This is a genomic window from Alcaligenes sp. NLF5-7, from assembly GCF_024266725.1.
GTDB lineage: Bacteria > Pseudomonadota > Gammaproteobacteria > Burkholderiales > Burkholderiaceae_B > Alcaligenes > Alcaligenes phenolicus.
Genome location: NZ_CP100755.1, coordinates 3,467,315 through 3,493,327, shown reverse-complemented (window position 1 = coordinate 3,493,327; position 26,013 = coordinate 3,467,315). Strand labels below are relative to the sequence as shown.

Genomic DNA, 26,013 nt, shown 5'->3' with positions numbered 1-26,013 from the left:
TTCCCCCCTCTCTTTACGAAGAATCAATAAGGATAGCAGTGTATCAGTCATGTAAAAGCGCAAGCGGTTAATCTTTGTTAAAGCTTGTCATTTGCGCACCCCTAATTTGTACGCTGACTTGATCCATTAAGCGACCTTGTTCAGTTTTCAACTCAATGCGCAGCGTTCCGGGTACCAATGGAATTCGCAGCTGCGCCCCCTTTCCTGCTTCTACTCCCTGCACCCACCATACCAAGGGCTCGGTAATCTGCCCTTGGGCCAACAAACGCAATTGCTGGTTTTGCGGTGGAATATCCGGGTCCAACGCAAAAATGGTGCCATTGACCGGCTCGCGGATACGGGCCGGGCCGGCATAGGCCAGATTCACATCACTTAATTCCACACGATCGGTCTGCGTGCCTTCAACAAAAAACTCTTCCCGGCCAGGCTCCATGGCGGGTACAAACTCAATCTGGCGCACCTGCACCTGTGCAGGCATGGCCGTTTGACGACCGGGGCGACGCTGGTTCAAGAGCGAAATCACCTCGTGCCAGATCGGGGCTGCCCCGCTGACACCTGATACATCTTGCATACTTTGGCCAGCACTATTTCCCACCCAAACGCCAACGGTATAGTGCTCTGTCCAACCCAGGGCCCAGTTGTCACGCATGTCTTTACTGGTCCCGGTTTTAACCGCACTCCAAAATGGTGTACTCAAAGCACTGTCCAATCCAAAGGTCAGCACCCGAGCCTGACGGTCCGACAACATATCACCCACAATCCAGCTGGCCCCCTCATCCATCACAGAATGAAAGGGAGCGGCTTGCTGATCCATACGTATTTGCACAGCTTGCGTCTGGCCCAAATTGGCCAGTGCACGGTAAGCATTGGTCAGTTCCAGCAAGGTGACATCGGCACTGCCCAAAGCCAGGCTATACCCATAGAAATCGCCATCCTGGCGCAGATTCAGGCCCAGTGCACGCAGGCGATCCACCAAGTTGGCAGGCCCCAGCATGGTCAGCACACGCACAGCAGGAATGTTCAGGGAAGAAGCCAGAGCATTGCGCGCACTGACCCAGCCCACAAACTGCTTATCGTAGTTTTGCGGGATATACAGGCCATTGCCGGTGGACAGATTCAGCGGCGAATCCTCCAGCAAGGATGCGGCGGTCAACAGGCGCTTTTCAATCGCCATCTCATACAAAAAGGGCTTGAGCGTGGAACCGGCTTGCCGCAAGGAACGGGCATGGTCTACCTCGGCCGCCTCGGACAGATCGCCACTGGAACCCACATAGGCCAGGACCTGTCCGCTATGGTTATCCAGCACCACCACCGCAGAATCCTGAACACGTGCGGTGCGCAGATCCAGCAAGTGGCGCCGCATACTGGCTTGCACTTGAGTTTGCAGGCGCTTATCCAAGGTCGTACGAATACTGTCACCGGCCTTGATTTCAGGATTCTGATCCAGAACCCAACGGGCAAAATGAGGGGCCAGTTGGGCTTGCCCCAAGGGGGCTTGTCCGGCCCGGCGCAAAGCCACCGGCACCAGATTACTTAATTCTCGACATAGTTCGGCGCGTCCCATCTCTTGCAGGGTCGTACACGCCCGGCGCTCGACCATCAAGGCCGAGGCATTGGGGCCGCGCAGCAAAACTGCGGCAATGGCAGATTCGCGTGCATCCAGCGCAGCGGCCTGCTTTTGAAACAAGGTACGCGCCATCGCGTCCACCCCAACCAGCTCACCCCGAAAAGCCACCTGATTCAGATACGCTTCCAGAATTTCCGGCTTGGTCCAGGTGTCTTCCAGCGACTGGGCGGCCACCACCTGATCCAGCTTTTGCCAGACCGAGCGCCCACCTCGACCACCAATCAGATCCTGATCCATCAGGCCGGCCAGCTGCATGGTAATCGTAGAAGCACCGCGACTGCGTCCGGCAAACAGGCCATCCCACGCGGCGGAGCCCACTGATAACCAGTCCACCCCACCGTGAGATTCAAAACGGCGGTCTTCAGACACCAGGACCGCCATTTGCAAGGCCGGAGAAATTTGCTCCAGCGCGACCCAATCGCCGCGCCGTTGACGAAAGTCCAGACGGACTCGCTGGACAAGCTGGCCCTGACGATCCAGGACCTGCACATCGGACGATCGGTAGGCTTGCCGAACTTCCTTGTAGCTGGGCATGGCCTGCCCGGGACTAGCCCACAGGGCCAGTCCCAACACCAGCAGTCCTGCTTTAATTGGCTGGTGCATCCACAACTTCCAGAACTTGCTCGTTAGGCCAGACAGCAAACACGTCAGGCTCGTACAGGGCTTCAGCACGGCTGGCTGGCAGCACGAACTGACCCACTGTATTCAGACGCACCGTGTAGCTGACTTCGGTCGTGCCTTCTTCAAAGCGCTCGTAGTAAGCACGGTAGCCATCAAAGCGGCGTTCGACAAAGCTGGGCCAATGACCGGACTGTTCTTCACCGGCCGTTGCCATGGCAGAGTCGCGACCCAGGCCGCTGCCCAGGATAGTGGCACCGGCAGGAATCGGATCCGACACCACCACCCAGCTTGCCTGACCTTGAGCCTTGACCTTGATCTTCACGCGCATGATGTCACCACGACTCCATACACCGGGTTTGGCCTGCTCAACGGCTTCGATGTGACGCTCCATGCTCAAACCAGCCGCAACAGGCTTGGTCACGGGCACCGCAGCCAGGGAGCGAACTTCGATCCAGGCCTTGCCCTCACCCATTTGCTCAACGCTCAGGTTATCGGCCTGATCGCCGCGCCACGGCACATCAATCTTGGAAGAGCGCACACCCTGACCGTCAGGCTTGAGCATGTCCCAATCCACCACCTGGGCACTTTCCGAGCCCAGAATCACCATGGACTGACCGCTAGGGTTCTGTTCGTGATGACGGCTGAACTGTTCAATGGCCAAGCTACCCAAGAGGTTTTCTGTGGTCATGCGCCATGCACCACGCTGCTGCTCCGCCAGCAGACCTTGGGCCAGACGAGGCATGTCCTCGGCCCAGTCCGACATTTCATTGGCCAGCAGCATCAGGCGAGCCTGGTTGGTCACGCGGCTGGTCATGGCCCATGGGCTACCGTTAAGCGCGTCCTCACCAAAGACCAGACGGGTACCACGGCTGACCAGACGTGCCTGGATCAGATTCATGGCTTCTTTACGTGTCTGCTCGGCTTTCTTGATGCCTGGCAAACGCTGAGTCAGATCCACCCAGGCCAGCAGGATTTCAGTGGGCCAGCTTTGCAGGTTCAGTTCCACCGAATCCAGCATATTGACGCGAGCACGGCCATACTTGGCCAACACGGCCGTCGCACGAATCACCTCAAGATCCCGCTCTTGGCGAGAGACCGTTTGCATGCTCGGGATACGACCATTCACCACGTTTTCCAGCGCTTGCAGCATCTCGTTGCGGAAGCCGTCCGGGATGGGGTAGTTCAGGCCCATGGATTCTGCAATGTAGCTGATATCCAGGATGTAGCTGGTCAACACGCGGCTGCCCCAACCGTAGCTGCTTGGGAAGTAACGCAACAAACCATTCTCGTCCATATAGGACGGCATGCGCTGCATCAGGCCAGCCCACGCCTCTTCGGAACGCAGGCCCATGAAACGCGAGGCTTGCTGTTCAAAGCAGCTGTAAGGATAGCGTTCAAACCAGGCACGCACCCCTTCCATACCGCCACCCAAGGAGGAACGGAACAACATTTGCAGACCACCTTGAACCACGCCTTGTTCGTTCTTCAAGGCACCGGCCGGTGCCTGCACCGACATGTTCAATGGCTCATCCATACCCACGGCAACCAGTGTTCCCTGCTGAACCGTAACGGGGGTCGCGGTAAAGACTTCCTGCTTGATTGCAAGGCTGTCTTTGGCAGCCTTGCCCGTGGCGCCGGACTGCTGAACTTCCTGTGCATCCACCGTCCACTCCATCTGGTGCGAATCGGCCGAACCACTGGACAGTGGAACCGACATGGGCCAGGAAACCACTTTAGCCGAGCCCGAAGCCAGCTCAACGGTTTGCTCTGGCAAGGCCGCCGAGGGCAAGCCTTTACCACGGTACTGCGCCTGCACCTTCACGGTCATGGCACGTGGGCTGCTGTTACGCAGCGTCACTTGGGCCTGGTAATCATCACCCTCACGAGCAATGGCTGGCAAACCGGAAATGATTTGCAGGTCTTGCGTTGTGACGATCTGAGCCGAACCACTACCAAAGCGGTCGCCCGCCAGATCGGCGACGGCCACAATCCGGTATTGGGTCAGGGAGTCTTTCAGCGGCACGGTCACCGTTGCGCGACCTTGTGCGTCCAGCTCCACATTGCCTTTCCACAGCAGCAAAGTATCCAGCAATTCACGAGTGGGGCTCTTGCCACCGCCACCACCCGCTGCGACAGCCTTGCGACCATAGTGACGACGACCCACGATTTCAGATTGCGCCGTGGCGGTCTGCACGTTGTAGCCGCGCACGGCACGCATGGCGTTGAGCAGGTTCCAGCTATCGTTCGGGCTCAGTTCCAGCAAGGCCTGATCCACAGCCGCCAAGGCCACGGACGCACCGGCTGCCGGTGTGCCATCGGACTTGAGGACCTGAATATCAACCTTGGCCTGCTCACGAATCGCGTACTGGCTGCGATCCGTCGTTACCTTCACATCCAGCGCATCTTGCTGGCTGCTGACTTCAATGCTGGCCAGACCAAAACGATAGCTAGGCTTGGACAAGTCCACGGTAGTTGTCGGGGCAACAAATTCACCACCGCCTTCCGAGTAGGCTTTGTACCAAGTCAGAGGCTGACTCCAGCCCCAGCTAAAGAAAGAGTACCAAGGCACTTCACGCAGACGGCCACGCAGAACCAGCACGGACACGTAAACGTTCGGCCCCCATTCGGGCTTGATCTCCACGCTGACGTTAGGGCTGTCGCCTTCCAGCTGAACCACTTGAGCCTGCAAGACACCTTCACGCTCCACCGACACCAGGGCCGTGGCCTCGCGGAACGGCATGCGCACCTGGAACTCGGCTGTCTCGCCAGGAGCCCAAACTTTCTTCGCAGGAATCACGTCGATACGGTCATCGTTCTGACCACCGAACCACAGGTAACCGGAGCCACTGACCCAGACGGTGCTGGCAGCAACGGACTCGCGGCCTTCGCCATCACGTGCAATGGCACGCAGCTCGACCTGACCGCCCTTCTCCAGTTTCACATCACACTGCACCAGACCCTGATCGTCGCTGCGACCTTCGCAGATCGTGCCCAGGTCTTCGCGCTGCTCCTGATTGTCGTAGCTGTAGAAGCCACCCACCATACGCTTGCGGATCGAGAAACGCTGCACATTGGCCGCCTCAATACGCACAGGCACGTTTTTCAGTGGCTTGCCGTCCGGGCTCACCGCGATAGCCGAGAGCTTGGTGGACGAACCGGCTGCCAACCAGCTACCTGCACGCAGACCCACCACTACATCGGCCGGCCATACGGATACGGTTTGGGTCAAGGTTTGAATTTCACCGTTCGGATCGGCAAAAGTGGCTTCTACCAGAAATTCGGAAGGACGATCCACCGCAGGCAACTCATCCAGCGTGGCACGCAAACCACCCTGTGCATCCAGCTGAAAGCGCTTCTTGTTCAGGAAAACACGGGAGTCCGAGACATCAGACTGTTCAACTTTCTCGGGAGGGACAAAGCTGAAATCGTCATAGGCGCTGAAGGACGTTCCTGCCGAGCGGACGACCGCCGACAACTGAACCGGCAAGTAATCGGCCGGGCCACCAGACAGGTACTGCAACTGCAGGTCGGCCTGCAGTTCTTTGGGTTTGACCAGATAAGGACGATCCTGACCGTCACCCAGCTTGATACTGCCGCCCAACACAGGCAGCTTGAACTGCTCTACGCGGAACTCGCCGAAGTTGAAGTACTGATCCTCGCCTTCGGTTCGCAAGCGATACACACCCAGCTCGGCGTCCTTGGGGATTTTCCAGTCGGTCAGAGCAAATACGCTGCCTGCCGCTGTCTTTTGCCACTTCAAGGGCAGCTCAATTCGCTTGCCGCTGCCATCGTGCTCGACAATCATGGTGTCGGGATAGCGAGCTGGAGCCTTGAAACCGTCACGCACGCGTTCGCGTACATAGTGTTTCATATGGGCCACTTCACCCGCACGGAACAGATTGCGATCCATCACAGTGTGAGCAATGGCCTCATCGCGACCGCCCCAGTTGTAAGGCACATTGAAGCGCCAAGGCTCGATACCCGAATTCCACTCGCTCAAGGCAAAGCTGAAATCATCTTTACCACGAGCCATGGGGTTGTTCTTGTCGATTCGCGCCGTCACAAACAAACCGGACAAGCTGGTTTCCTGGCAGTAATCCGGGCTGGACACCGCCTGCGGGTGATGGAACATCCCATTCTCGTCTGTTTCACCTTGCAGCAGCTCTTCACCACGGCAGTTCATCACGCGAATTTTCGCGCCGGGCACGACTTTGGCATCATCCAGTGTCGTGACCCAGACCAGCAAATCGTCACCACCTTTCTTGATATGCACACCCAGGTTGGTCACCAGCACAGAGCTACGCACGTACATGGTACCGGCCGCCTCCAGCAAGGAAGCTCCCAGACGTGGAGAAGCGACTTCCAGAACATGGAAACCAGGCTCTTTCAGCGGCACGCCAATCAATTCAAAAGGACGCTCGCCTTTTTGATCCATGCCGGGCAAGTCCAGCTTCTTCAGATCCTTGCCTTGCAACAGGGGCTGGGCACGCAGATCCAGGTAGCCGTTCTCATTCAAAGGAGCGGTGACATGGAAGTCACTGCCCATCATGGTCTTCAGATAGTCGGGGGTGACCGACCAGGAATAGTTCAGCTGGCGCAGACGGGAGAACCAGGTCAGAACTTCCTTGTCGTCCTTCACGGCAAGAGCCCCCACCTGACCGGCGGACACCAGCATTTGCTGAGTTGTCAGATTGGCTTCGACATTACGCAGGCTCAAGCCAATGGCTGGCGGATCGGAATCGTCCGATCCGTCACGATCAGCATGGCCGAAACGCTCCACAATCCCGAAAGGCTCCACCGCAAACTTCACCAGCGGCGGATAGGTCGTGGTGCTCATGCCGTTGCTCAGCACTTGCGGGTTCTTCAGGCGGCGACCTGCGTCGTCCGTCAGGCTGTCCGGAATCTTGACCGTCAGCTTGGCGTTTTCGGGGAAAGGCCCCTCGAAACGTACGTACTGGCCAGGGCCACGATCCTGCCAGGCCTCTTCGCTATCAGACTTGGGCTCCCAAACCTGCTTGCCAGCCTCCAAACGAATCTGGCTCAAGTACTCGTAAGCGACAGGCGCGGAGAACTGAACACCGAAGCTGCCAACCGGCGTGCAAGGCGCTTCTGCGCGCTCACGCATGCAAGTGAGCGAGGCGGTAAACTCGGGGCGCACGTTGTAATCGTAGGTATAGCGGTCCGTATTAGGGACGCCCTTGCGATTCTCAATCTGGGTCATGATGCCCGGCTCCAGCACCACCGACACGCTGGCATCCGCTGGCAGGGGACGCGCACACTGGACGGCCTGGTATCGGTCGTCTACCTCGTCCACATAGAACTCTGCGCGAACCATGGCGTCGCGCTCGGCACCCTCAATGGCTTTCAAGCCAATACGCTCGCCAATACCCTCTACCCGGCAATAGCCGTTCTTGACTAAAGAGGCGCTATTAACCGGCGCATTGAAGCTGAATAGAAAGACCTGGTCTTCATCAATAATGTTGTAATACGGGCGGTTGCTTTCCAGAATGGCGCCGCCTGAATTAAAACGATATTGAGCCGGTCCGCTAATCGCTTCATTATTGATGCTGCGAAAACTTTTGGACACGACGGCCGTACAACTCAAGCCTGGTCCTGGACGCTCGTCGAATTCATAAATCCAGCGGCGCGAATCAAGCCAACGGCCCTGACCGACTACCGAAGGATCATCACACTGCACCTGAACGGGTGCAGGCAATTGCGAATCCCCAAAATGAACTGCGGGTGTGGCAAAGGTGACTTTGACATCCCGCAAATCCGATGTCGCCCCTTGGGGCGAGAAACTGCTTATCGTAATGGCTTGGGCGCTACTGACACCCAGCAAGAACATCAAACCCAGCAAAGACTGGCGATGCATCGTTCTTCCCCTATGGAATGTGCTATTTTCGGCGCCAGTTTAATAGAAATCAGACCCTCTGAGCGTGTCTGACTAGCCCCGAAAGCGCATAAAGAATGCCACCAAATGCAACAGAAAAAGACACCGGGCTTTAATTGTTCACGACACCCGTTTGTAGAAGCATTCATGGCATTTGAAAGAAAAAATTTCAAATGCGACCAATACCCTGCTTTTTTCCCAAAACTGGCGGCATCCACTACGATAAGAAACATAATTGCCCAGGCAGTCACTGGAAAAGCACGGTACTCGCCCCATATGTGTTAAGGCTTGCACGATCAATCCGCTTAGATTTCAGGACAGACACATGAGCACGATGACACTGCAGGAACTGGATAAAACCCGCGAAGAATGTCGCAAACTGATCAGTCGGCGCGCTCTGCTGTCAGCAGCGGCAGCCGTGGTGCCCATCCCCGGTGTGGATGTAGGTACGGATGTGGCGATTCTGATGAAAGTCATCCCCATCATCAATGCGCGCTTCGGCTTGACGGCCAACGATGTGGACGCCCTGAGCCCGGAGCTGAAAAAGCTGGTGGTCGTGGGGGGAACCAGTATGGGCCTGGGCATGGTGGGACGCGTGCTGACTACAGATCGCGTGGTCAATATTCTGGTGCGTCTGGGAGCGAAGAAACTGGCCGGGAAATACGGCGCCAAATATGTGCCTTTGATAGGCAGCGCCATTTCCGCTTCCATCAGCTTTGTAGTGCTGCGCAAAGTCGGCAACCAGCATATTGAAGAATGCTATGAAATTGCCCGCCGCCTGGCACTGGAGACACAAAGGAAGGAAGCCGTCCACACCATTGATGGCGGTGAGGAAGGCTTGATCCGCGAAATCAAGGGCTAAGCCCTTGATCCCGTTTAGGCCGCAGGAACCACGCCCGGCGTTTTGCTGCGGCCATTCAACATATAGTCCATCAGCTCGCGCACCGATTTCATGGCTTTGCCAAAAGGCAAGGCTTCGGAACTACGGAAGAACAGACCGCGCTGTACATCACCTTTCAGAGCATAGGCCAACTGACGATCAATGCAAAACTGACCATGACGCTGCACGCCATCGCGCAAGCCACAATGTGCCAGGCAATCAAAGCCTTCCGTGCAAGCACGCTCTCGCGCCACCGATTGCAGCTTTTGCTCTTTGTGCAAGTAAGCATCCAGCCACGGCGTACGCACGGCACGGGCAGGCAGTCCGGCCACGCTCATAAAGGTCACGATGTCCTTGGGCTCGGCATCCAGCAACACACGCTTGAAGTTCTCATGCGCATCACCTTCTTCGGTGACGGCAAAGGCAGTACCCATTTGCACCCCATCTGCACCCCAATCCATTAATTGACGTAGCTGTTCCGGACGATGAATCCCGCCGGCGGCGATCAATGGAATACGCTCGGCCTCCAGGCCCAGCTCGCGAAACAAGGCACGGCAGCCCTCCAGAACGCGCTGGAAAGCATATTCAGGTTTGTTCAAGGATTGGTCATCGGCGGCCCCCAGGTGGCCTGCGGCAAAACGGGGATTTTCCAGAACGACTGCATCCGGCAAACGCTTGCGGCGCAGCCATTTCTTCACCAGTAAAGTGACGCCGCGCACATCCGACAAGATTGGAATCAAGGCAACTTTGGGATGATCCTGAACCAGCTCAGGCAAATCCAGCGGCAGGCCAGCGCCCACCACCACGGCATCTGCCCCGCTTTCGCAAGATTGACGCACATACTCGGGATACTGCGAGACAGCCTTCATGATATTGACGGCGATGCCACCGTTGCCACCCGAGCGCTCTCGGGCACGATTGATCTCGCGGTCCAGGGCCTGCAAATTGGCTGCATCGACCACGCCTTTTTCGACATCACCCTGGGTGCTGTCCATCAGGTCTTCGTGATGACGCCGTAAATCCACGCTGGAGATCGTCCCCAGCCCGCCCAATGCGGCCACAGTACCGGCCAGCCGGGACGCCGAAATACCGACTCCCATGCCGCCTTGAACAATAGGCAAAAGCAGTTTTCCCTTCAGGGACATGAGACGTAAATCCGTCTTTAGCACGATGTTGATACCTTAGGTTGATGCAAGAACCTGCCGGCCACGTCGGGACCAGAAACAGGGCAATAGAATCGTGGCCGTCTGCAAGGACGGCCACTGTGTTAAATCAGGCGGGAATAGCGGGCACCGCTTTCCTGGCTCAAGTACTTGTCGAACACCATGCTGTAGGCGCGCACAAACAAACGGCCTTTGGGCAGAACCTGGATGGATTGGGCATCGACTGTCAGCAAGCCAGCGTCGGCATAGCTGTTGAGCTCTTGCAGCTCGGCAGAGAAATAGCTGGCAAAATCAATGCCGTAACGCGCTTCCAGACGCAAGATAGGCACTGGCATGCTGCACATCAAATGCATGATGACTTCCGCCCGCAGGCGATCGTCCTGCTGCATCACAATACCCCGCTCGATGGGCAAACGCCCCCGGTCTATATCGGCGTAATAATTGCGCAGGCTGCGGGCATTTTGCACATGCATGGTGCCCACCTGACCAATAGACGACACGCCAAAAGAAACCAGATCGCAGGCTGCGCGGGTGGTGTAGCCCTGGAAGTTGCGGTGCAGGCTACCGTCCAGGCGGGCCAGATTCAGCTCGTCGGTCGGCAAGGCAAAGTGGTCCAGACCGATATAGACATAGCCTGCATCCAGCAGACGCTGCGAAGACATCAGGAACAGTTGCAGACGCTGGTCGGCATCGGGCAGTTCTTCTTCATTGATTAAACGCTGCGCCTTGAATCGCGTTGGCAAGTGCGCGTAGTTATACAGAGCGATGCGATCTGGTCGCAGTTGCACCAAGGAGTCAATGGTGATGGCAAAGCTTTCCAGGGTCTGCAAAGGCAGACCGTAGATCAGGTCCGTGTTGATGGACTGGAAACCGGCAGCCCGGCTTTCTTCAATGGCGCGTTTGACCATTTCGAAGGGCTGAATACGGTTGATCGCTTTTTGCACATTGGGGTCAAAATCCTGCACCCCGAAGCTGGTACGGTTAAAACCCAGAGCCGCCAAGTTCTGGAGCGTGCCTTCCGCCAAGGTACGCGGGTCGATCTCGATGCCCAGTTCGGCATCGTCCGTGAACGCGAACTGCTCCTTGAGCTTGGCCATCAAGCGGGCCAACTGTTCATTGTCCAGGAAAGTGGGCGAGCCGCCGCCCAAATGCAGTTGTTCGGTGCGCCGGTCTTCACCCATATATTGGGTGACCATATCAATTTCGCGCAGCAGGTAATCCAGGTACTGCTCGCTCTTGCTACGATCCTGCGTGATGATCTTGTTGCAGGCACAGAAATAGCAAAGCGACTGACAAAACGGGATGTGCAGGTAAACCGACAGAGGCGGATTACTGCTGCTCAAGGCGCGCCGCGATAATTCGTGAATATAAGGCTGAGCAGGAAAGTCCTGAAAAAAACGATCTGCAGTGGGATAGGAGGTATAGCGAGGCCCGGAACGATCAAAACGCCGGATCAGGGCTTCAGAGATTTCGATATCCGGCGCGGTGGGGGCGCTGGCATCCGATGCTTCCAGTGTTTGCGGCATAAAGGGTCCTCCTGCACGAGACCTGTTTCTTCTAGTCAAGCATTTATTGTGAGAGAAAACCTCAAGCATGCGCTTGACCTGCATCAAGGCCGCAATAACTAAAAAAACGCTTTTTTTATGGCTGTTGGACTGAATTTAGCTTCATATATCGTATTATTAAGCGCTAGCCGCCTAAATTACCGCCTGTTGGAGTCAGATGTATTTGCTCGTGATCCTAGCTCTACCGTTTATCGGTAGCTTGCTATCTTCCCTGATGCCCGCGAACTCTCGCAAACTCCAGGCATCTCTTGCAGGCGCTGTCGCCGTTACGTGCGCCTTACTCACTCTCTACGCCTATCCGGACATTGCTCGCGGAGAGGTGCTGGAGTCGTCACGCTCCTGGATACCCGCCCATGGCTTGACCTTCAAGCTGCGCATGGACGGCTATGCCTGGCTTTTCAGTATCATCATTACCGCCATGGGGGCCTTGATCGCCCTTTATGCGCACTATTACCTGTCCGCTCAGGATCCGGTCCGACGTTTTTTCTCCTTTCTGCAAGCCTTTATGGGCTCGATGCTGGGGGTGGTGCTGTCGGGCAATCTGATCCAGCTGGTCGTGTTCTGGGAGCTGACCAGTCTGTCCTCCTTCATGCTGATTGCCTACTGGTATCACCGCATGGATGCGCGACGGGGTGCGCGGATGTCGCTGATCATTACGGGAACCGGCGGTTTCTGCTTGTTGGCGGGCGTGCTCATGCTGGGCCAGGCTGCCGGCAGTTACGACCTGAGTGTGGTACTGGAGTCGGGCGAGCAGATTCGCAATCACCCCTGGTATACCGGGATGCTGATCCTGATTGCCTTGGGTGCACTCACTAAAAGCGCGCAGTTTCCCTTCCATATCTGGCTGCCTCACGCCATGGCCGCCCCCACACCTGTGTCCGCCTATTTGCACTCGGCCACCATGGTCAAGGCTGGGGTATTCCTGCTGGCGCGCCTGTGGCCTGCCCTGTCGGGCACCACGGAATGGGCTGTCATTATTGGCGGCGCTGGCCTGTGTTCCCTGACGCTGGGGGCTTATGTGGCCATGTTCCAGCGCGACATGAAAGGCGTACTGGCCTATTCCACCATCAGCCACCTGGGTCTGATTACCTTGCTGTTGGGCCTGAACAGCCCACTGGCTCTGGTCGCGGCGCTGTTTCACATGATGAATCACGCGACGTTCAAGGCCTCCCTGTTCATGGCTGCCGGTATCGTGGACCACGAGACCGGTACCCGTAACCTGAACCGGCTTTCCGGTTTGCGCCACGCCATGCCCTTGACTGCCACCTTGGCTACCGTTGCGGCGGCTGCCATGGCCGGTGTGCCGCTATTGAATGGCTTCATCTCCAAAGAAATGTTCTTTGCCGAGACCATTCTGGCCAGCAATGGCAACACCTGGGAATATGCTCTGCCCGTGGTGGCCGTGATTGCAGGCTCCTTCAGCGTGGCCTACTCCTTGCGCTTTATTGCACAGGTGTTTTTTGGTCCTGTCGCCAAGGACTTGCCCCGCGAGCCACACGAGCCGCCTCGCCGCATGTTGATCCCCAGCGCGATTCTGGTACTGACCTGTCTATTGGTCGGCATTATTCCCAGCCTGACTTTTGGTCCCTTCTTGCATACCGCGGCCAGCGCGATTCTGGGCGCTGAAATGCCCCAGTACGACCTGGCCGTCTGGCATGGTTTCAACCTGCCCCTGATCATGAGTCTGGTCGCAACAGGCATGGGCGTGATCTTCGTTCTGATCATCAACCGCTTCTACAGGAACCGCCAAGGCCGTACGCCTTTGCTGACCCGTGCTGATGGCCGACGCTTCTTTGAGCTGGCCATGGAGTATCTGGAAGTGGCAGCCAACTGGGCCGTGGGCAAGCTTTACTCGCCACGCCTGCAGCGTCAGACCTTGCTGATTATTGTGGCCACAATCTGTGTTGCTGCCCTGCCTCTGATTCGCGGCAACTGGTTCAAGTCCACTATTTCCACCCCCATCGACCCCTTCTTTGCCCTGATGTGGGCAGTCGGAATTGCCTGCGCGATTGGTGCGGCTCGTCAAGCCAAGTTCCACCGCCCGGCCTCCTTGCTGCTATCTGGTGGCGCTGGACTGGTTACCAGCCTGACCTTTGCCTGGCTTTCCGCCCCTGACCTGGCGCTGACCCAGTTGGCGGTGGAAGTGGTCACCGTTGTGCTGATTTTGCTGGGCCTGCGCTGGCTGCCGCAGCGCGTCAGTGATATGCCTGGCGGCCAGGACAATAGTGGTCGTGCCCTGTTCCGCCGTAGCCGCGACTTGATTATTGCCATTCTGGCCGGTTGCGGTATTGCCGCCCTGGCCTACGCCATGATGACACGCCCTCACCCCAGCGGCATCTCGCCCTTCTTTATCGAGAAGGCCCTGCCCCTGGGCGGTGGCGCGAACGTGGTGAACGTGATTCTGGTGGACTTCCGCGGCTTTGATACCTTTGGTGAAATCGTGGTGCTGGGCATTGTGGCCCTGACGGTCTTTGCGCTGCTGCGACGCTTCCGTCCACCCATCGAAGCCATCGCCCAGCCTCTGGCCCGTCGCCAGAACGTCAAGGACAGCCGCGAAGCCGTCTTTGTGGAACCGGACCCCAAGACACCGTTACCAGAAGGCATCATGCAGATTCCAGCTGTCTTGCTGCGCCTGCTGCTGCCTATCTCCACGCTGATCGCCCTGTACTTCCTGCTGCGTGGGCACAACCTGCCCGGTGGCGGTTTTGTGGGCGGCCTGATCATGGCAACCGGCATTATCCTGCAATACATGGTTAGCGGCGTGGTCTGGATGGAGTCCCGCCCACTGATTCAGCCTCAAACCTGGATTGGCTTGGGTCTGCTGACAGCCGGTGTGGCTGCCATGCTGGTTTGGGCCTTCAACAAGCCCTTCCTGTCTGCCCAAAGCTGGGATCTGCATCTGCCCCTGGTGGGCGACGTCCATACCTCCAGCGCGCTGATCTTTGACATTGGCGTATTCATGCTGGTGATTGGTTCCACCATCCTGATTCTGGTCGCGCTGGCCCACCAGTCCCTACGTTTTTATCGCAAACTGCCGTCGCTGCAATCCGCCTCGAACGCTGCATCCGGGATGGAGAATAAATAATGGAAATCGTGCTTTCAATTGCGATTGGTGTGCTGGCGGGCTCGGGCGTCTGGCTCCTGCTGCGCCCGCGTACCTTTCAGGTCATCATGGGGCTGGCTTTAGTGTCCTATGCCGTGAACCTGTTCATTTTCAGCATGGGCAGGCTCAAAATCAGCGCCGCTCCCGTTATTAACGCCGGCAAGCTGGGGGCCGACTATGCCGACCCCCTCCCCCAAGCGCTGGTCTTGACCGCTATTGTGATTGGCTTTGCTACCACCGCCCTGTTTCTGGTCGTCATTCTGGCCAATCGTGGCCTGAGCGGTACTGACCACGTTGATGGCCGCGAGGAAGACGATCTGTGAGTCTACTCAACCAACACTTGCCCGTATTGCCCGTTGCCATCCCCATGATGGCCGCGGCCCTGATGGTGATGCTGCGCGACAAGCGCCGTCACTACAAGCTGCTGATCGCTTTCAGCTCCTTATTGGCTCAACTGTTCTGCGCGGTCTACCTGCTGTTGCTGGCCGATGGCACACTGGATCCGATCTGGCCGCAGTCCGTCGGTGTGTACCTGCTCGGTGACTGGCCCGCTCCCTTCGGGATTGTGCTGGTCGTGGACCGGCTGGCCGCCTTCTTGCTGGTGCTGACCAATGTGCTGGCCTTTTGCTGCTGGTTCTATTCGCTAGCACGCTGGGATCGCGTGGGGGTGCATTTCCACTCCTTGTTCCAGCTGCTCTTGATGGGCCTGAACGGCGCCTTCCTGACAGGTGACCTGTTCAACCTGTTTGTGTTCTTTGAGGTTCTGCTGGCCGCATCCTATGGTCTGATGCTGCACGGTTCGGGCGCGGCCCGCGTCAGTGCCGGTCTGCACTACATTGCCGTCAACCTGATCTCCTCCTTCTTGCTGCTGATCGCCATTGCCCTGGTTTACGGTGTCACCGGCACCCTGAACATGGCTGATCTGGCTCTGCGCGCCGGTTCCATGCCGGACTCGGACCGTCTGGTTTTTGAAGCGGCCATGGCCATCCTGGGTATTGCCTTCCTGATCAAGGCCGCCGCCTGGCCCTTGAACTTGTGGCTGCCCAATGCCTACGGCAATGCCAGTGCACCGGTCGCTGCCATGTTTGCGATCATGACCAAAGTGGGTATTTACGCACTGCTACGTATCGGCTCCTTGCTACTGCCTACGGGAGCACCTGCCGCCTTTGGCGTAGCCTGGATGTTCCCCGCCGGGATCGCCACGCTGGCCTTCGGCGCTATTGGTGTCATGGCCGCACAGCAACCCGAACGACTGGCCAGTTATTGCATCATCGTGTCCTCCGGCACCTTGCTGGCTGCCTTGGGCATGCCCGGCGTCATCCTGACCGGCCCTGCCCTGTACTACATGCTCAGCAGCGTTCTGGCCTTGGGTGCTTTCTTCCTGCTGCTGGAACTGGTTAGCCGTACCAAACCTTTTGGTGCCGACCTGCTGGCCGTCAGTCAGGAGGTCTTTGACCTGGACGACCCGGAGTCCGAAGACAATAGCGATGACGTGGTAGGTGTGGCTATCCCTGGCGTGATGGTGTTCCTGGGCATGTCCTTTATTGCCTGCGCCTTGCTGATTGTGGGCCTGCCACCGCTGTCCGGTTTTGTGGCCAAGCTGTCCTTGCTGACAGCCGCGCTGAAAGCCTCGGGCCAATCGCCAGAACCTCTAAACGCCTGGATTCTGACCGCTGCCGTGCTGATTTCCGGCGTAGCCGGTTTGATCGCCATGGTACGTGTGGGCATTCGTCTGTTCTGGAGCAATAGTTCCCTGACGATTCCCCGCCTGAAGCTGATCGAAGCTGCTCCCATTGCCAGCATTATTGTGGCTTGCGGAATCTTGAGCTGGTATGCCGGCCCGATCACCACCTACCTGGAACAAACAGCCCAGCAACTGGACGAACCCCGTATTTATATAGGGTCCGTCCTGCGGCAGAACCCGCTACGTTCTGTTCAAGCGGAGTGATTCTGATGCGACGCTATACCAAACATCTTTTCCTGCCCTTGCTGCTGCTTGGCCTGTGGCTGCTGCTGAACGACTCGCTCTCGGCCGGTTACGTGGTGCTGGGCCTGTTCCTGGCTATCGCCCTGAGCTTGGCGGCCATTCCATTTCGTCCGGTTAAGGCCAGCATCCGCCACCCTTTTCTGGCCTTGAAACTGATTTGCCAAGTGGCCTGGGACATTGTGCTGTCCAATATTGCCGTTGGCCACTTGGTTCTGAAAGGCGGCAACGCGCCCCGCCCCGGCTTTCTGGCCATCCCGTTGCAACTGACTGACCCACATGGTCTGGCAGCCTTGGCGTGCATCATTACCTACACCCCAGGGACCGTCTGGTCCGGCTTCGATTACGAGACCCGTGTCCTGACTTTGCACATTCTGGATCTGCAAGACGAACAGGTCTGGTTAGACACTATTCAGAAGCGCTACCAAGGACCGCTACTGGAGATTTTCCAATGATAGACATTGTTTACTGGGCCTGTCAGTTTGCCCTGGGCTGCTTTGTCCTGGGCATGGGCTGCGCCGTCATCCGCCTGCTTAAAGGCCCCTCTGCCGCCGACCGCGTGCTGGCGCTGGACACCATGTACATCAACGGCATGCTGGCCTTGCTGGCCCTGGGCATTCGTTTTGACTCTACCTTGTACTTTGATATCGCCCTGCTGATTGCCCTGTTCGGTTTTGTAGGCTCGGCAGCCATGGCGAAGTTCCTGCTACGTGCCGAGGTGATCGAGCCATGAATACGCCTTTATTACCTTGGTGGCTGGCCGTCCCGGTTGCCCTTTTGCTGGTTCTTAGCGGCATCGTGGCCCTGGTGGGTTCGGCTGGCTTGCTGCGCTTCAAACACTTTTATTCACGCATCCATGCTCCCACCATGGGGAACACGCTGGGTACGTTCTTCATGGTGCTGGCCGTCGCCATCAGCGCCAGCCACCTGATGAGCCGCCCTATCCTGCATCCGCTCATCCTGAGTGTGCTCTTGATCATTACCTCGCCGGTCACCGCCATCTTTCTGATGCGCGCTGCCATCAAACGCGAACATCGCCAACGTCTGGCCGAATATGGCCCGGACGAGCCAGGCTATCTGGACATGCCACATAAAGCGCCTCTGCCCAAAGATTTGGCTCAACCACCAGCTAGCGACAAGACCTAAATCAAGCAGAGAGGGTTTAGACAAGTTTTATTACCCTCACTTGCAACTGCTCCACTTATACTAGTAAGTGTTTACTGCGTATCGGGAATTGCCCCATACGCAGTCGCTTTTGGGGCTTTGCGGCCTGCTACTCATACCTGCTCGTAACAGTGCTCGCCAAGCCGGTGATTCCCTTAGCAAGTAAAGGAGTGAGATCGATGAGTCTACTTACACGCCCATCCCGAGTTCTGAGTGCTGGCTTGCTCAGCCTGGGTTTGCTGTCCTCTGCTGCCTGGGCTCAAACCCCATCCCAAGACTACCGACACGACATCCAGCGCTGTGAGCAATTCAAAGGCGACCAGCGCACCACTTGCCGTCGCGAAGCCGGTGCCGCGCTGCAAGCCGAACGTCAGCACAAGCTGGACAAGCGCGATCACAATCTGGATGCCAACCGGCAAGCGCGCTGCCATCGCTTACCCGCTGATCGCCAGCAAGACTGCCTGAAATCCATGACCGGCCAGGACACAACGGTACGCGGTAGCGTGGAAGGCGGCGGTATCCTTCGCGAAACCACGACTGTGGTGCCTGCTCAGTAAACGCAGAAAACACGGCTATTCATAATAGCTAGCCAGATAAAAAGAATGGGCCTTGAAAAGGCCCATTCTTTGTTTCTACTGGCTGCAATAGCTAGCTGCAGCTGCAAATGTCTCCACCTACAGCTCCACCTGTATCCCCATCTCCACCACGCGATTAGGCGGGATTTTGAAAAAGCGCGTGCTACGGCTGGCATTGCGCGCCATGAAAGCAAACAAGCGACGACGCCAGCCCAAGTACCAGGGCTGACGGGATTGGATCATCACCGTCTGGCGCGACAGGAAGTAGGACGTCTGCATAGGCTCCAGATTCAGCTCCGGGTGCTCCAGAGCAATCTGCTCCAGCAACTGCGGCACATTGGGCTCTTGCTTGAAGCCCCAGGAAGCCACCGCCTGCCAGCTGCCTCGGCTTAGACGTTGCAGGCTATAGCGCTCCCCAAAAGGAACGTAAGGCACACCGGCACTGGTTACGGTCAAAAACAGGACCTGTTCATGCAGGACTTTATTGTGTTTCAGGTTATGCAATAAGGCCGGAGGAACCGAGTCGGGAATGGTGCTCATGAACACCGCCGTCCCTGGTACACGGGTCGGAGCGTACTCCTCCAGGCTCAGCAAGAACTCTTTTATCGGCTGCTTGTTTTCAAGCAGACGTTCGTGCAAGGCGGCTCGTCCCTGACGCCAGGTCAGCATCAAGCCCAGCAGCACAGCACCCACCAGCAAAGGCAGCCAACCGCCTTCCAGAATCTTGAGCGCATTGGCCGAGAACAGCAATATGTCCAGAATCAGGAAAACACCCAGGAGCCCCAGCCAGGCCCAGCGCTTGATTCCGCTAGCGCGGCGCGGCAGCAGTACCAGAGCCAGCAAACTGGTCATCAGCATGGTACCCGTGACTGCAAAGCCATAAGCATGGGCCAGGCGATCCGAGGAGCCAAAGCTCAGGACCAGAATCATCACCGCCACGCATAGCAGCAAATTCACACGCGGCAAGTAGATCTGCCCTTCTTCTTTGGCTGAAGTATGTTGAATCACCATGCGCGGCCAAAAACCAAGCTGCACCGCCTGACGAGTTACAGAAAACGCACCGGATATCACGGACTGGGAGGCGATCACCGTTGCAACCGTTGCCAACATCACCATGGGCACCAAGGCCCAGTTGGGAGCCAGGAAGAAGAACGGATTACGAATGGCGGCTGGGTCGGAAATCAACAATGCGCCTTGGCCGAAATAACACAGGACCAGGCAGGGCATGACAATCATGAACCAGGCTTTACGAATTAAAGGACGGCCAAAATGGCCCATATCGGCGTACAAGGCCTCGGCCCCCGTCAAGGCCAGGACCAAGGCCCCCAAAAGCAAAAAGGTTTGCCAGGGAGCCTCAGCAATAAAAGCCACGGCCCACCGTGGGTCCAGGGCCATCAAAACTTGGGGATGCTCAATAACACGCCATAGACCCAAGCCACCCAGCACCAGAAACCAGGTCAACATAATGGGGCCGAACAACTTACCCATGGTGCCCGTGCCATGGGACTGGATCAGAAACAAGGCCAGCAAGACGCCCAGAGCCAAAGGTACAACCCAAGGGTCCAGCACGTGAGACACCATCCCTATGCCTTCCAGCGCCGACATCACGGAGATGGCCGGGGTAATGATGCTGTCCCCATAAAACAAGGCAGCACCAATCAGCCCCAGCACCACAATAATCTGCCGACGTGGCCCCTGAATGCCGCGTGCCGCCAATTCCATCAGGGCCAGCGTGCCGCCCTCACCTTTATTGTCCAGACGCAACACCACTGTGACGTACTTGATGGAGACCACCAGGGTCAGCAGCCAGAACAGCAAGGACAGCACTCCATAGACCTGTTCGGCACCAGGCTGTCCGTAAGCACTCAAGGCCACTTTCATGGTGTAGAGCGGGCTGGTTCCTATATCGCCATACACCACGCCTAAAGCGCCCATTAACAAGGCGGCCTGAGCCGCTTTTTTGGGGTTTTCTGTTGCTGTGTTCAAGGCTTAGTTTCCAATCAAAGTATCGTGCCGGGTCAGACGCGCACCAATACGCGGACCGGGAAAAACAATGGTGATGCGAGTGCCTGGAAAATCAGGACGGCTCATCAGGCTCCACCAGGCGCCATGCGCACGGGCAATCTCCTGCACAATGGCCAAGCCCAAGCCAGAACCTCCTGCTTGGGTACCGGGGGAGCGGTAAAAGGCTTCAAATACGCGCTGCTGCTCGCTGGACTCAATACCCGGCCCGTGATCTTCCACCGACAAGGAGGGTGGATTACTGGCCACCCGCAAGACAATGCGGTCTGTCCCTTGTCCGTAACGCAAGGCGTTATCCATCAGATTGGACAATAACTCCCGCAAGAGCACGGGGGCAGCATCAATCCAGACCGGCTTTTCAGGTGCCAGCAAATGGATTTCCACACCATGCTGACGAGCCTGCAAGAACCAGTCACCGCCCTCCTCGCGCGCCCATTCACACAAGTCCAGGCGCACAAAGCTGTCTTTAATATTAGTGTCCGCATCGGTACGTGCCAGCACCAACAACTGTTGGCCCAGACGAATCATGCGATCCGAAACACTTTTGATGCGCTCGGCCCGTTGGCGGATATCTTCTGGCAAAGGCCTTGCCAGCATCAGCTCGGACTCCAGCTGCAAACCCGTCAGGGGTGTGCGCAACTGATGCGCTGCGTGACCAATAAAGCGCTTTTGCGCCTGCAGGGTATCACGCTGACGTTCCAGCAACTCGTTGAAGTGCTCCACCAGCGGCACAATCTCGGCGGGCAAGGCACTGGCATCCAGACGCTCGAAGTCATCATCAGCACGGTTACGGATTTGCTGCGATAAATCATCAATGGACGCCAACTGCGAGCGAATCCCCGACAGCAATACCCAGGCAATCAGACTGACCAACAGCACCTGGCTCAGTGCCATGGTCCAGAAAATGTCGCGCAGCAGCCAGTCTTCCAGGCTCATGCGACGCGTCAGTATCCAGGTAACGCTCAAATCGAGCACCACCAGAATGGAGATCGGGGGAAACAAACGGCCCATCAGTTTGCGGGCCAAAGAACCGGGAGCAAGAAAGCGCTCCAGCCAGCCTCGCAACAAGGAGGTTTTTACCGCTGGAGAAAGATGCTGATCGGGCATGGTTGACCTAAGGTTTCAGGCAGCGGGCACGGGCTGCCGTTATGCTCCGGCCACGCTCTCCACATCGAGCAAATAGCCAAAGCCGCGCACAGTCTGTATGACAGCCCCGGTGCCTTCCAGGCGCTTGCGCAAACGATACACGTAGACTTCGACTGCATTGTCGCTGAAATCGGCATCCCAGGCAGACAAGGAGTTGATAATTTGCTGCTTGGTGACAACACGGCCCGCGCGCATCATCAGCATTTCCAGTACGGACAGCTCGCGCACCGACAAGGTCACACGTTGACCGGCACAGCGCAGCTCGCGGCCAATGGTATCAAAGCTCAAGGGACCCACATCAATAATGGGCTGTACCTGACCACTGCGGCGGCGGCCAAAAACACGCACGCGGGCGGCCAGCTCGGACAGGTCAAAAGGTTTGATCAGGTAGTCGTCAGCACCGGCATCCAGGCCGCCGACACGATCATCCACGCCATCACGCGCAGTCAGAATCAGGACGGGAATAGCGTTGCCCTGCTGACGCAATTGGCGCAGCACGTCCAGGCCACTGATGCCGGGCAAGTTCAAGTCCAGGAGCAGAAGATCGTAGACCTGGGCGGCCAACTCCTTCAAGGCACTTTCGCCTTCCTGGAGCCAGTCAACAGCGTAGCCCTGATCGTTGAGAAATTCCTGCAGTGCGGCGCCCAGTATGGCGTCGTCTTCGATAACTAGTACACGCATTCGGGGGATTTTATTACGAAACTGGCCCCTCGCGTTGCAGATGCAAAGCGAGGGGCCAGAAAAAACAACACGAAGAAGAACCTGGAATTACAGAGCGGGTTTAGGCTCAACGGCCTTCTGGTCGACGACGGCGCCTTCCTTGGCCTCGCCCTCATCACCCGCGGCCTTGGTCGTTGGACCTGGACGCGTAATGAAACCCAGACGGGTCAGGCCGGAAGCTTTGGAGCGGCTCATGACCTGGGCCAGTGTTTCGTAGCGAGTATCGGTATCGGCACGGATACGCAATTCAGGCTGAGGCTGATCCTTGGAGTAAGGGGCCAGCGTGGCGGTCAGGTCTTCCAGCGCCACCGGCTGCTCGTTCACGAAGATCTGCCCTTCTGCGTCAATCGCCAGATCAATCGTCTTGGGATCTTGCTGGACTGGTTCAGACGTCGCCTGGGGCAGCTGAATCTTGATGGAGTGCGACAGCAGCGGAGCAGTGATCAGAAAGATCACCAGCAACACCAGCATGACGTCGATCAGCGGCACCATATTGATTTCGGACAGCGCGGAGCCCGAATTGCGATTATCAAAGCTGCCAAAAGCCATGATTAGTGCTCCCGCTTGGCAGCCGCTGCCGAGCTCGATGCTGCACCACCGCCCGAGCTAGGGACACGACGCAGAACAGGTTGGTTATCTTGCACAGGCTGGCCTGTGGTCAGGAAAGTAAACAGGTCGTGAGCAAACGCGTCCAGCTGGGACAGGTAAACGCGGTTGGTACGCACAAACGCGTTGTAAGCCAACACGGCAGGAATAGCCACGGCCAGACCCAGACCGGTCATCACCAGGGCTTCACCCACAGGGCCGGCGATCTTGTTCAGGGTTACGCCATCGGACAGACCGATATTGATCAGGGCGTGGTACACACCCCAAACCGTACCGAACAGACCCACAAACGGAGCGGTAGAACCCACCGAAGCCAGCAGCGTCAGGCCATTTTCCAGCTTGGCGGTTTCTTCGTCCATGACTTTACGCATGATGCGCGAGACAAAGGCATCGGTAGAGCCTTTCTCTTCCAGACGCATGGCGCCGTATTTCACATGGTGTTTTTGAGCGTGGATAGCGTGGCTGGCCAAGTGACTGAACGGATCGCGGGCACCGTGGGTGGCGATCTCGTTTTCAACCTGCTCCAGAGAACTGGCGGACCAGAATTCACGCATGAAACCTTGCGAGCGACGCTTCAGACGGAAGGACAGCACACCCTTGACGATGATCAGGTACCAGCTGGCAACCGACATCAAGGCCAGAATGACGAACAAGGTCTTGCCGACCACATCACTTTGCTGGATAAAGTGCAGCACCCCGGTCGCTTCCTCAGCGGCAGCAACACTGGCGGCAGCCTGATCTGCAACAGGCCCTGCAACTTGTGCCAGGCTTACCCATACGCTTTGAAATAGTTCCTGCATCATTGATATATCCTAGTAAACAAAGTCGAAAGGAATATCGGCCATGGCACGATAGGCCACACCATTTTCCGTATACGGTTTAAAACGCGCTGTGCGTACTGCTTTCAGTGCCGACTCATCCAGACGTTCATAGCCTGAGGAGCTTTGCACTTTGGCTTCCAGCACGGTTCCTTGGGTTGAAATCACTACACGAACCACCACGCGGCCCTGCTCACGACGGCGCTCGGAAGCCCGGGGGTACACCGGCACAGGACGACGTCCCAAATAATCCACACGACCAATCAGCTTGGGCCGATCACCATCCGTAGAACGGGCGGCAGTTTGGGAGGACGTATTGTCCGTAGCTGGACCTGCTTGAGCGGCTGGTTGAGCAGGCTGCGGTGTTTCTGCCGGTGGAACCTCGGGCTTGGGCTGTGGCTTGGGCTTAGGTTTCGGCTTGGGTTTTGGTTTGGGCTTGGGCGGCTCGGGAATCGGAGGTTTTTCCACGATAGGCTCTGGCTCGGGTTCCGGCTCAACAACCGGTTCTGGCCCGGGCTCGGGGTCCGGTTCCACCTCGGGTTCGGGCTCAGGTTCCGGCTCGGCCACCACTTCCTCAGGAGGGGCACTGACCTGCTCTTGTTGAACCGGGGACTCCGACACTTCCACCAAAGTCACCCCAACAACATCCATGGGGGCAGGTTCACCCACAATCTTGGGGGTTTCCGTCCACAAGATGGTAGCCACGACACCCACGTGCAATCCCAGTGCCAATGCCAAACCAGTTGCCTTCAAGGCCAGCATCGAGCGATTATTCTTTTGAGAAGCAATTCCGGTCATAATCCGTTCTACACATTCTGCAACCCGCATGGACCATGACGGGACCGGACAGGATGCCCAGTGAAGTATCGAATCTTAACAGAAACAGGAATGATTCTCAATACTAAATTCCTGTAATATTTCCTGCTCCAACCCGCCCTGCAAAAAACCTCCAGATACTAACGCAGACAGGCTGACCTAGGGTCAGCCTGTTGCGAATAATTTGCAAGAAATCAGGACAATCGCGCTTCGGTTTGAGATTCGATAGGGAAAGCGCTGAACTTGCGTGGCAAGGCTAAAGCCCGCTCACCAGGCCGCAAGCCCAGCTGCGACCAACGCTGATGATCGAACTCGGCTTCCCAAGCACGCTCGCCCTCGTTCAAGGCCAGTTCAACCCGTACTGTCGCCCCCAAGGGAATAATGCGCTGCACGGCCACGACGATGCCCTGGCCATCCAATTGACGCTGTAAATCGAGGTCATGCGGGCGCACATAGCCTACTGCTTCCCCCTGACCCGCATCCTGAGCATTCAAGGCCTGATTGGACTCGAATTGTCCCAACTGAGGATCAGCCACAAAGCGTCCGTGCTGGAACTGACCCGGCAAGCGATTCGCCGCCCCCAGGAACTCATACACAAAAGGACTGGCAGGGTGGTTATAGACATCCTGCGGGGCGCCTTCCTGCTCAACCCGGCCTTTATTGAGCACCACAATACGATCAGCCACTTCAATGGCCTCTTCCTGGTCGTGCGTCACAAACAAGGTACTGATATGGAGGTCATCATGCAGACGACGCAGCCAGGAACGCAGTTCCTTGCGCACCTTGGCATCCAAGGCACCAAAAGGCTCGTCCAGCAACAAGACACCCGGTTCCACCGCCAAGGCACGTGCCAGAGCAATACGCTGCCGCTGGCCACCCGACAAGGCCGCCGGGTAGCGATCGGCCAGCCAATCCAGCTGCACCAGCTCCAACAGCTCGTGCACACGCTGACGAATCTGGGCTTCGGGCAAGCGCTGCTTGCGTGGCTTAATGCGCAGACCAAAGGCGACGTTTTCAAATACCGTCATGTGGCGGAACAGGGCATAGTGCTGGAACACAAAACCCACCTGGCGATCACGCGTGCCCACAGCAGCCACATCCTTGCCGTTGATCAGCACCTGACCCGCATCCGCATGTTCCAGGCCAGCCACGATACGCAGCAAGGTCGTCTTGCCGCAGCCCGACGGCCCCAGCAAAGCCACCAGCTCGCCCGCTGGGAAATCCAATGTCACATCACCCAGTGCCGTAAACGCACCAAACTGTTTAGATAGATGACGAACTTCGATACTCATAATGAACTCCGAATGCGA

At 57.3% G+C, this 26,013-nt stretch carries 19 protein-coding genes; 8 read left to right on the top strand and 11 right to left on the bottom strand.

Annotated features, from left to right (window positions below; translation table 11 throughout):
• Positions 1-67 precede the first annotated feature (67 nt).
• Complete coding sequence (gene pbpC / locus MID00_RS16075; protein WP_254499058.1) at positions 68-2,230, bottom strand: penicillin-binding protein 1C; 2,163 nt, start codon at positions 2,228-2,230, stop codon at positions 68-70.
• A complete protein-coding gene (locus MID00_RS16070) occupies positions 2,214-8,123 on the bottom strand; it encodes an alpha-2-macroglobulin (protein ID WP_254499057.1) in 5,910 nt (1,969 codons plus the stop codon). The genes pbpC and MID00_RS16070 overlap by 17 nt, the downstream gene beginning before the upstream one ends.
• A gap of 343 nt (positions 8,124-8,466) precedes the next feature.
• On the opposite strand from MID00_RS16070, the gene MID00_RS16065 reads away from it, so the two are divergent.
• Entirely contained in the window at positions 8,467-9,003 is a 537-nt protein-coding gene (locus tag MID00_RS16065) for a hypothetical protein (protein WP_009461759.1), read from the top strand.
• 14 nt (positions 9,004-9,017) lie between these two features.
• On the opposite strand, the gene MID00_RS16060 is transcribed toward MID00_RS16065, so the two are convergent.
• Together MID00_RS16060 and hemN are read right to left on the bottom strand one after the other, a co-directional pair.
• Entirely contained in the window at positions 9,018-10,166 is a 1,149-nt protein-coding gene (locus MID00_RS16060; protein WP_021446508.1) for a nitronate monooxygenase family protein, read from the bottom strand.
• Between the two features lie 122 nt (positions 10,167-10,288).
• Positions 10,289-11,710, bottom strand: a complete 1,422-nt coding sequence (gene hemN, locus MID00_RS16055; RefSeq protein ID WP_021446507.1) for an oxygen-independent coproporphyrinogen III oxidase — start codon at positions 11,708-11,710, stop codon at positions 10,289-10,291.
• Between the two features lie 196 nt (positions 11,711-11,906).
• On the opposite strand from hemN, the gene MID00_RS16050 reads away from it, so the two are divergent.
• The 7 genes from MID00_RS16050 to MID00_RS16020 all read left to right on the top strand — a co-directional run bounded on the left by MID00_RS16050 (position 11,907) and on the right by MID00_RS16020 (position 18,557).
• A complete protein-coding gene (locus MID00_RS16050; protein ID WP_254499056.1) occupies positions 11,907-14,834 on the top strand; it encodes a monovalent cation/H+ antiporter subunit A in 2,928 nt (975 codons plus the stop codon).
• Complete coding sequence (locus MID00_RS16045) at positions 14,834-15,175, top strand: Na+/H+ antiporter subunit C (RefSeq protein WP_009461754.1); 342 nt, start codon at positions 14,834-14,836, stop codon at positions 15,173-15,175. The genes MID00_RS16050 and MID00_RS16045 overlap by 1 nt, the downstream gene beginning before the upstream one ends.
• Before the next feature lie 44 nt (positions 15,176-15,219).
• Positions 15,220-16,800 carry a monovalent cation/H+ antiporter subunit D gene (locus MID00_RS16040; RefSeq protein WP_250757232.1) on the top strand — a complete coding sequence of 527 codons (1,581 nt, stop codon included), beginning with the start codon at positions 15,220-15,222 and terminating at the stop codon, positions 16,798-16,800.
• A 5-nt stretch (positions 16,801-16,805) separates the two neighbouring features.
• On the top strand, positions 16,806-17,291 hold the full coding sequence (locus MID00_RS16035) for a Na+/H+ antiporter subunit E (protein WP_021446504.1): 486 nt from the start codon (positions 16,806-16,808) through the stop codon (positions 17,289-17,291).
• On the top strand, positions 17,288-17,569 hold the full coding sequence (locus MID00_RS16030) for a K+/H+ antiporter subunit F (RefSeq protein ID WP_009461751.1): 282 nt from the start codon (positions 17,288-17,290) through the stop codon (positions 17,567-17,569). Before MID00_RS16035 ends, MID00_RS16030 begins: the two co-directional genes overlap by 4 nt.
• Positions 17,566-17,982, top strand: a complete 417-nt coding sequence (gene mnhG / locus MID00_RS16025) for a monovalent cation/H(+) antiporter subunit G (RefSeq protein WP_021446503.1) — start codon at positions 17,566-17,568, stop codon at positions 17,980-17,982. Before MID00_RS16030 ends, mnhG begins: the two co-directional genes overlap by 4 nt.
• Positions 17,983-18,179: 197 nt before the next feature.
• Entirely contained in the window at positions 18,180-18,557 is a 378-nt protein-coding gene (locus tag MID00_RS16020) for a hypothetical protein (protein ID WP_009461749.1), read from the top strand.
• Positions 18,558-18,674: 117 nt separating this feature from the next.
• On the opposite strand, the gene MID00_RS16015 is transcribed toward MID00_RS16020, so the two are convergent.
• The 7 genes from MID00_RS16015 to MID00_RS15985 all read right to left on the bottom strand — a co-directional run bounded on the left by MID00_RS16015 (position 18,675) and on the right by MID00_RS15985 (position 25,995).
• Positions 18,675-20,510 carry a potassium transporter Kup gene (locus tag MID00_RS16015; protein ID WP_250757233.1) on the bottom strand — a complete coding sequence of 612 codons (1,836 nt, stop codon included), beginning with the start codon at positions 20,508-20,510 and terminating at the stop codon, positions 18,675-18,677.
• A 54-nt stretch (positions 20,511-20,564) separates the two neighbouring features.
• Entirely contained in the window at positions 20,565-21,704 is a 1,140-nt protein-coding gene (locus tag MID00_RS16010; RefSeq protein WP_009461745.1) for a HAMP domain-containing sensor histidine kinase, read from the bottom strand.
• Between the two features lie 39 nt (positions 21,705-21,743).
• A complete protein-coding gene (locus tag MID00_RS16005; protein WP_009461744.1) occupies positions 21,744-22,424 on the bottom strand; it encodes a response regulator transcription factor in 681 nt (226 codons plus the stop codon).
• Between the two features lie 87 nt (positions 22,425-22,511).
• Positions 22,512-23,012 carry a biopolymer transporter ExbD gene (locus tag MID00_RS16000; protein WP_021446501.1) on the bottom strand — a complete coding sequence of 167 codons (501 nt, stop codon included), beginning with the start codon at positions 23,010-23,012 and terminating at the stop codon, positions 22,512-22,514.
• A 2-nt stretch (positions 23,013-23,014) separates the two neighbouring features.
• Positions 23,015-23,872, bottom strand: a complete 858-nt coding sequence (locus MID00_RS15995) for a MotA/TolQ/ExbB proton channel family protein (RefSeq protein WP_009461741.1) — start codon at positions 23,870-23,872, stop codon at positions 23,015-23,017.
• A 9-nt stretch (positions 23,873-23,881) separates the two neighbouring features.
• Positions 23,882-24,649 (bottom strand): energy transducer TonB, encoded by a 768-nt coding sequence (locus MID00_RS15990; protein ID WP_254500306.1) that lies wholly within the window; start codon positions 24,647-24,649, stop codon positions 23,882-23,884.
• A gap of 248 nt (positions 24,650-24,897) precedes the next feature.
• On the bottom strand, positions 24,898-25,995 hold the full coding sequence (locus tag MID00_RS15985; RefSeq protein ID WP_009461727.1) for a sulfate/molybdate ABC transporter ATP-binding protein: 1,098 nt from the start codon (positions 25,993-25,995) through the stop codon (positions 24,898-24,900).
• Positions 25,996-26,013: the final 18 nt, after the last annotated feature.

Excerpts from the sequence above, each read along its gene's own strand:
- MID00_RS15995 (WP_009461741.1), bottom strand. The coding sequence starts at position 23,872 with ATGATGCAGGAACTATTTCAAAGCGTATGGGTAAGCCTGGCACAAGTT.
- MID00_RS16010 (WP_009461745.1), bottom strand. The coding sequence starts at position 21,704 with ATGCCCGATCAGCATCTTTCTCCAGCGGTAAAAACCTCCTTGTTGCGA.
- MID00_RS16050 (WP_254499056.1), top strand. The coding sequence starts at position 11,907 with ATGTATTTGCTCGTGATCCTAGCTCTACCGTTTATCGGTAGCTTGCTA.
- MID00_RS16005 (WP_009461744.1), bottom strand. The coding sequence starts at position 22,424 with ATGCGTGTACTAGTTATCGAAGACGACGCCATACTGGGCGCCGCACTG.
- MID00_RS16040 (WP_250757232.1), top strand. The coding sequence starts at position 15,220 with ATGATGGCCGCGGCCCTGATGGTGATGCTGCGCGACAAGCGCCGTCAC.
- MID00_RS16000 (WP_021446501.1), bottom strand. The coding sequence starts at position 23,012 with ATGGCTTTTGGCAGCTTTGATAATCGCAATTCGGGCTCCGCGCTGTCC.
- MID00_RS16045 (WP_009461754.1), top strand. The coding sequence starts at position 14,834 with ATGGAAATCGTGCTTTCAATTGCGATTGGTGTGCTGGCGGGCTCGGGC.
- MID00_RS16070 (WP_254499057.1), bottom strand. The coding sequence starts at position 8,123 with ATGCATCGCCAGTCTTTGCTGGGTTTGATGTTCTTGCTGGGTGTCAGT.
- hemN (WP_021446507.1), bottom strand. The coding sequence starts at position 11,710 with ATGCCGCAAACACTGGAAGCATCGGATGCCAGCGCCCCCACCGCGCCG.
- mnhG (WP_021446503.1), top strand. The coding sequence starts at position 17,566 with ATGAATACGCCTTTATTACCTTGGTGGCTGGCCGTCCCGGTTGCCCTT.
- MID00_RS16020 (WP_009461749.1), top strand. The coding sequence starts at position 18,180 with ATGAGTCTACTTACACGCCCATCCCGAGTTCTGAGTGCTGGCTTGCTC.
- MID00_RS16065 (WP_009461759.1), top strand. The coding sequence starts at position 8,467 with ATGAGCACGATGACACTGCAGGAACTGGATAAAACCCGCGAAGAATGT.
- MID00_RS16030 (WP_009461751.1), top strand. The coding sequence starts at position 17,288 with ATGATAGACATTGTTTACTGGGCCTGTCAGTTTGCCCTGGGCTGCTTT.
- pbpC (WP_254499058.1), bottom strand. The coding sequence starts at position 2,230 with ATGCACCAGCCAATTAAAGCAGGACTGCTGGTGTTGGGACTGGCCCTG.
- MID00_RS16035 (WP_021446504.1), top strand. The coding sequence starts at position 16,806 with ATGCGACGCTATACCAAACATCTTTTCCTGCCCTTGCTGCTGCTTGGC.
- MID00_RS15985 (WP_009461727.1), bottom strand. The coding sequence starts at position 25,995 with ATGAGTATCGAAGTTCGTCATCTATCTAAACAGTTTGGTGCGTTTACG.
- MID00_RS16015 (WP_250757233.1), bottom strand. The coding sequence starts at position 20,510 with ATGGGCGCTTTAGGCGTGGTGTATGGCGATATAGGAACCAGCCCGCTC.
- MID00_RS15990 (WP_254500306.1), bottom strand. The coding sequence starts at position 24,649 with ATGCTGGCCTTGAAGGCAACTGGTTTGGCATTGGCACTGGGATTGCAC.
- MID00_RS16060 (WP_021446508.1), bottom strand. The coding sequence starts at position 10,166 with ATGTCCCTGAAGGGAAAACTGCTTTTGCCTATTGTTCAAGGCGGCATG.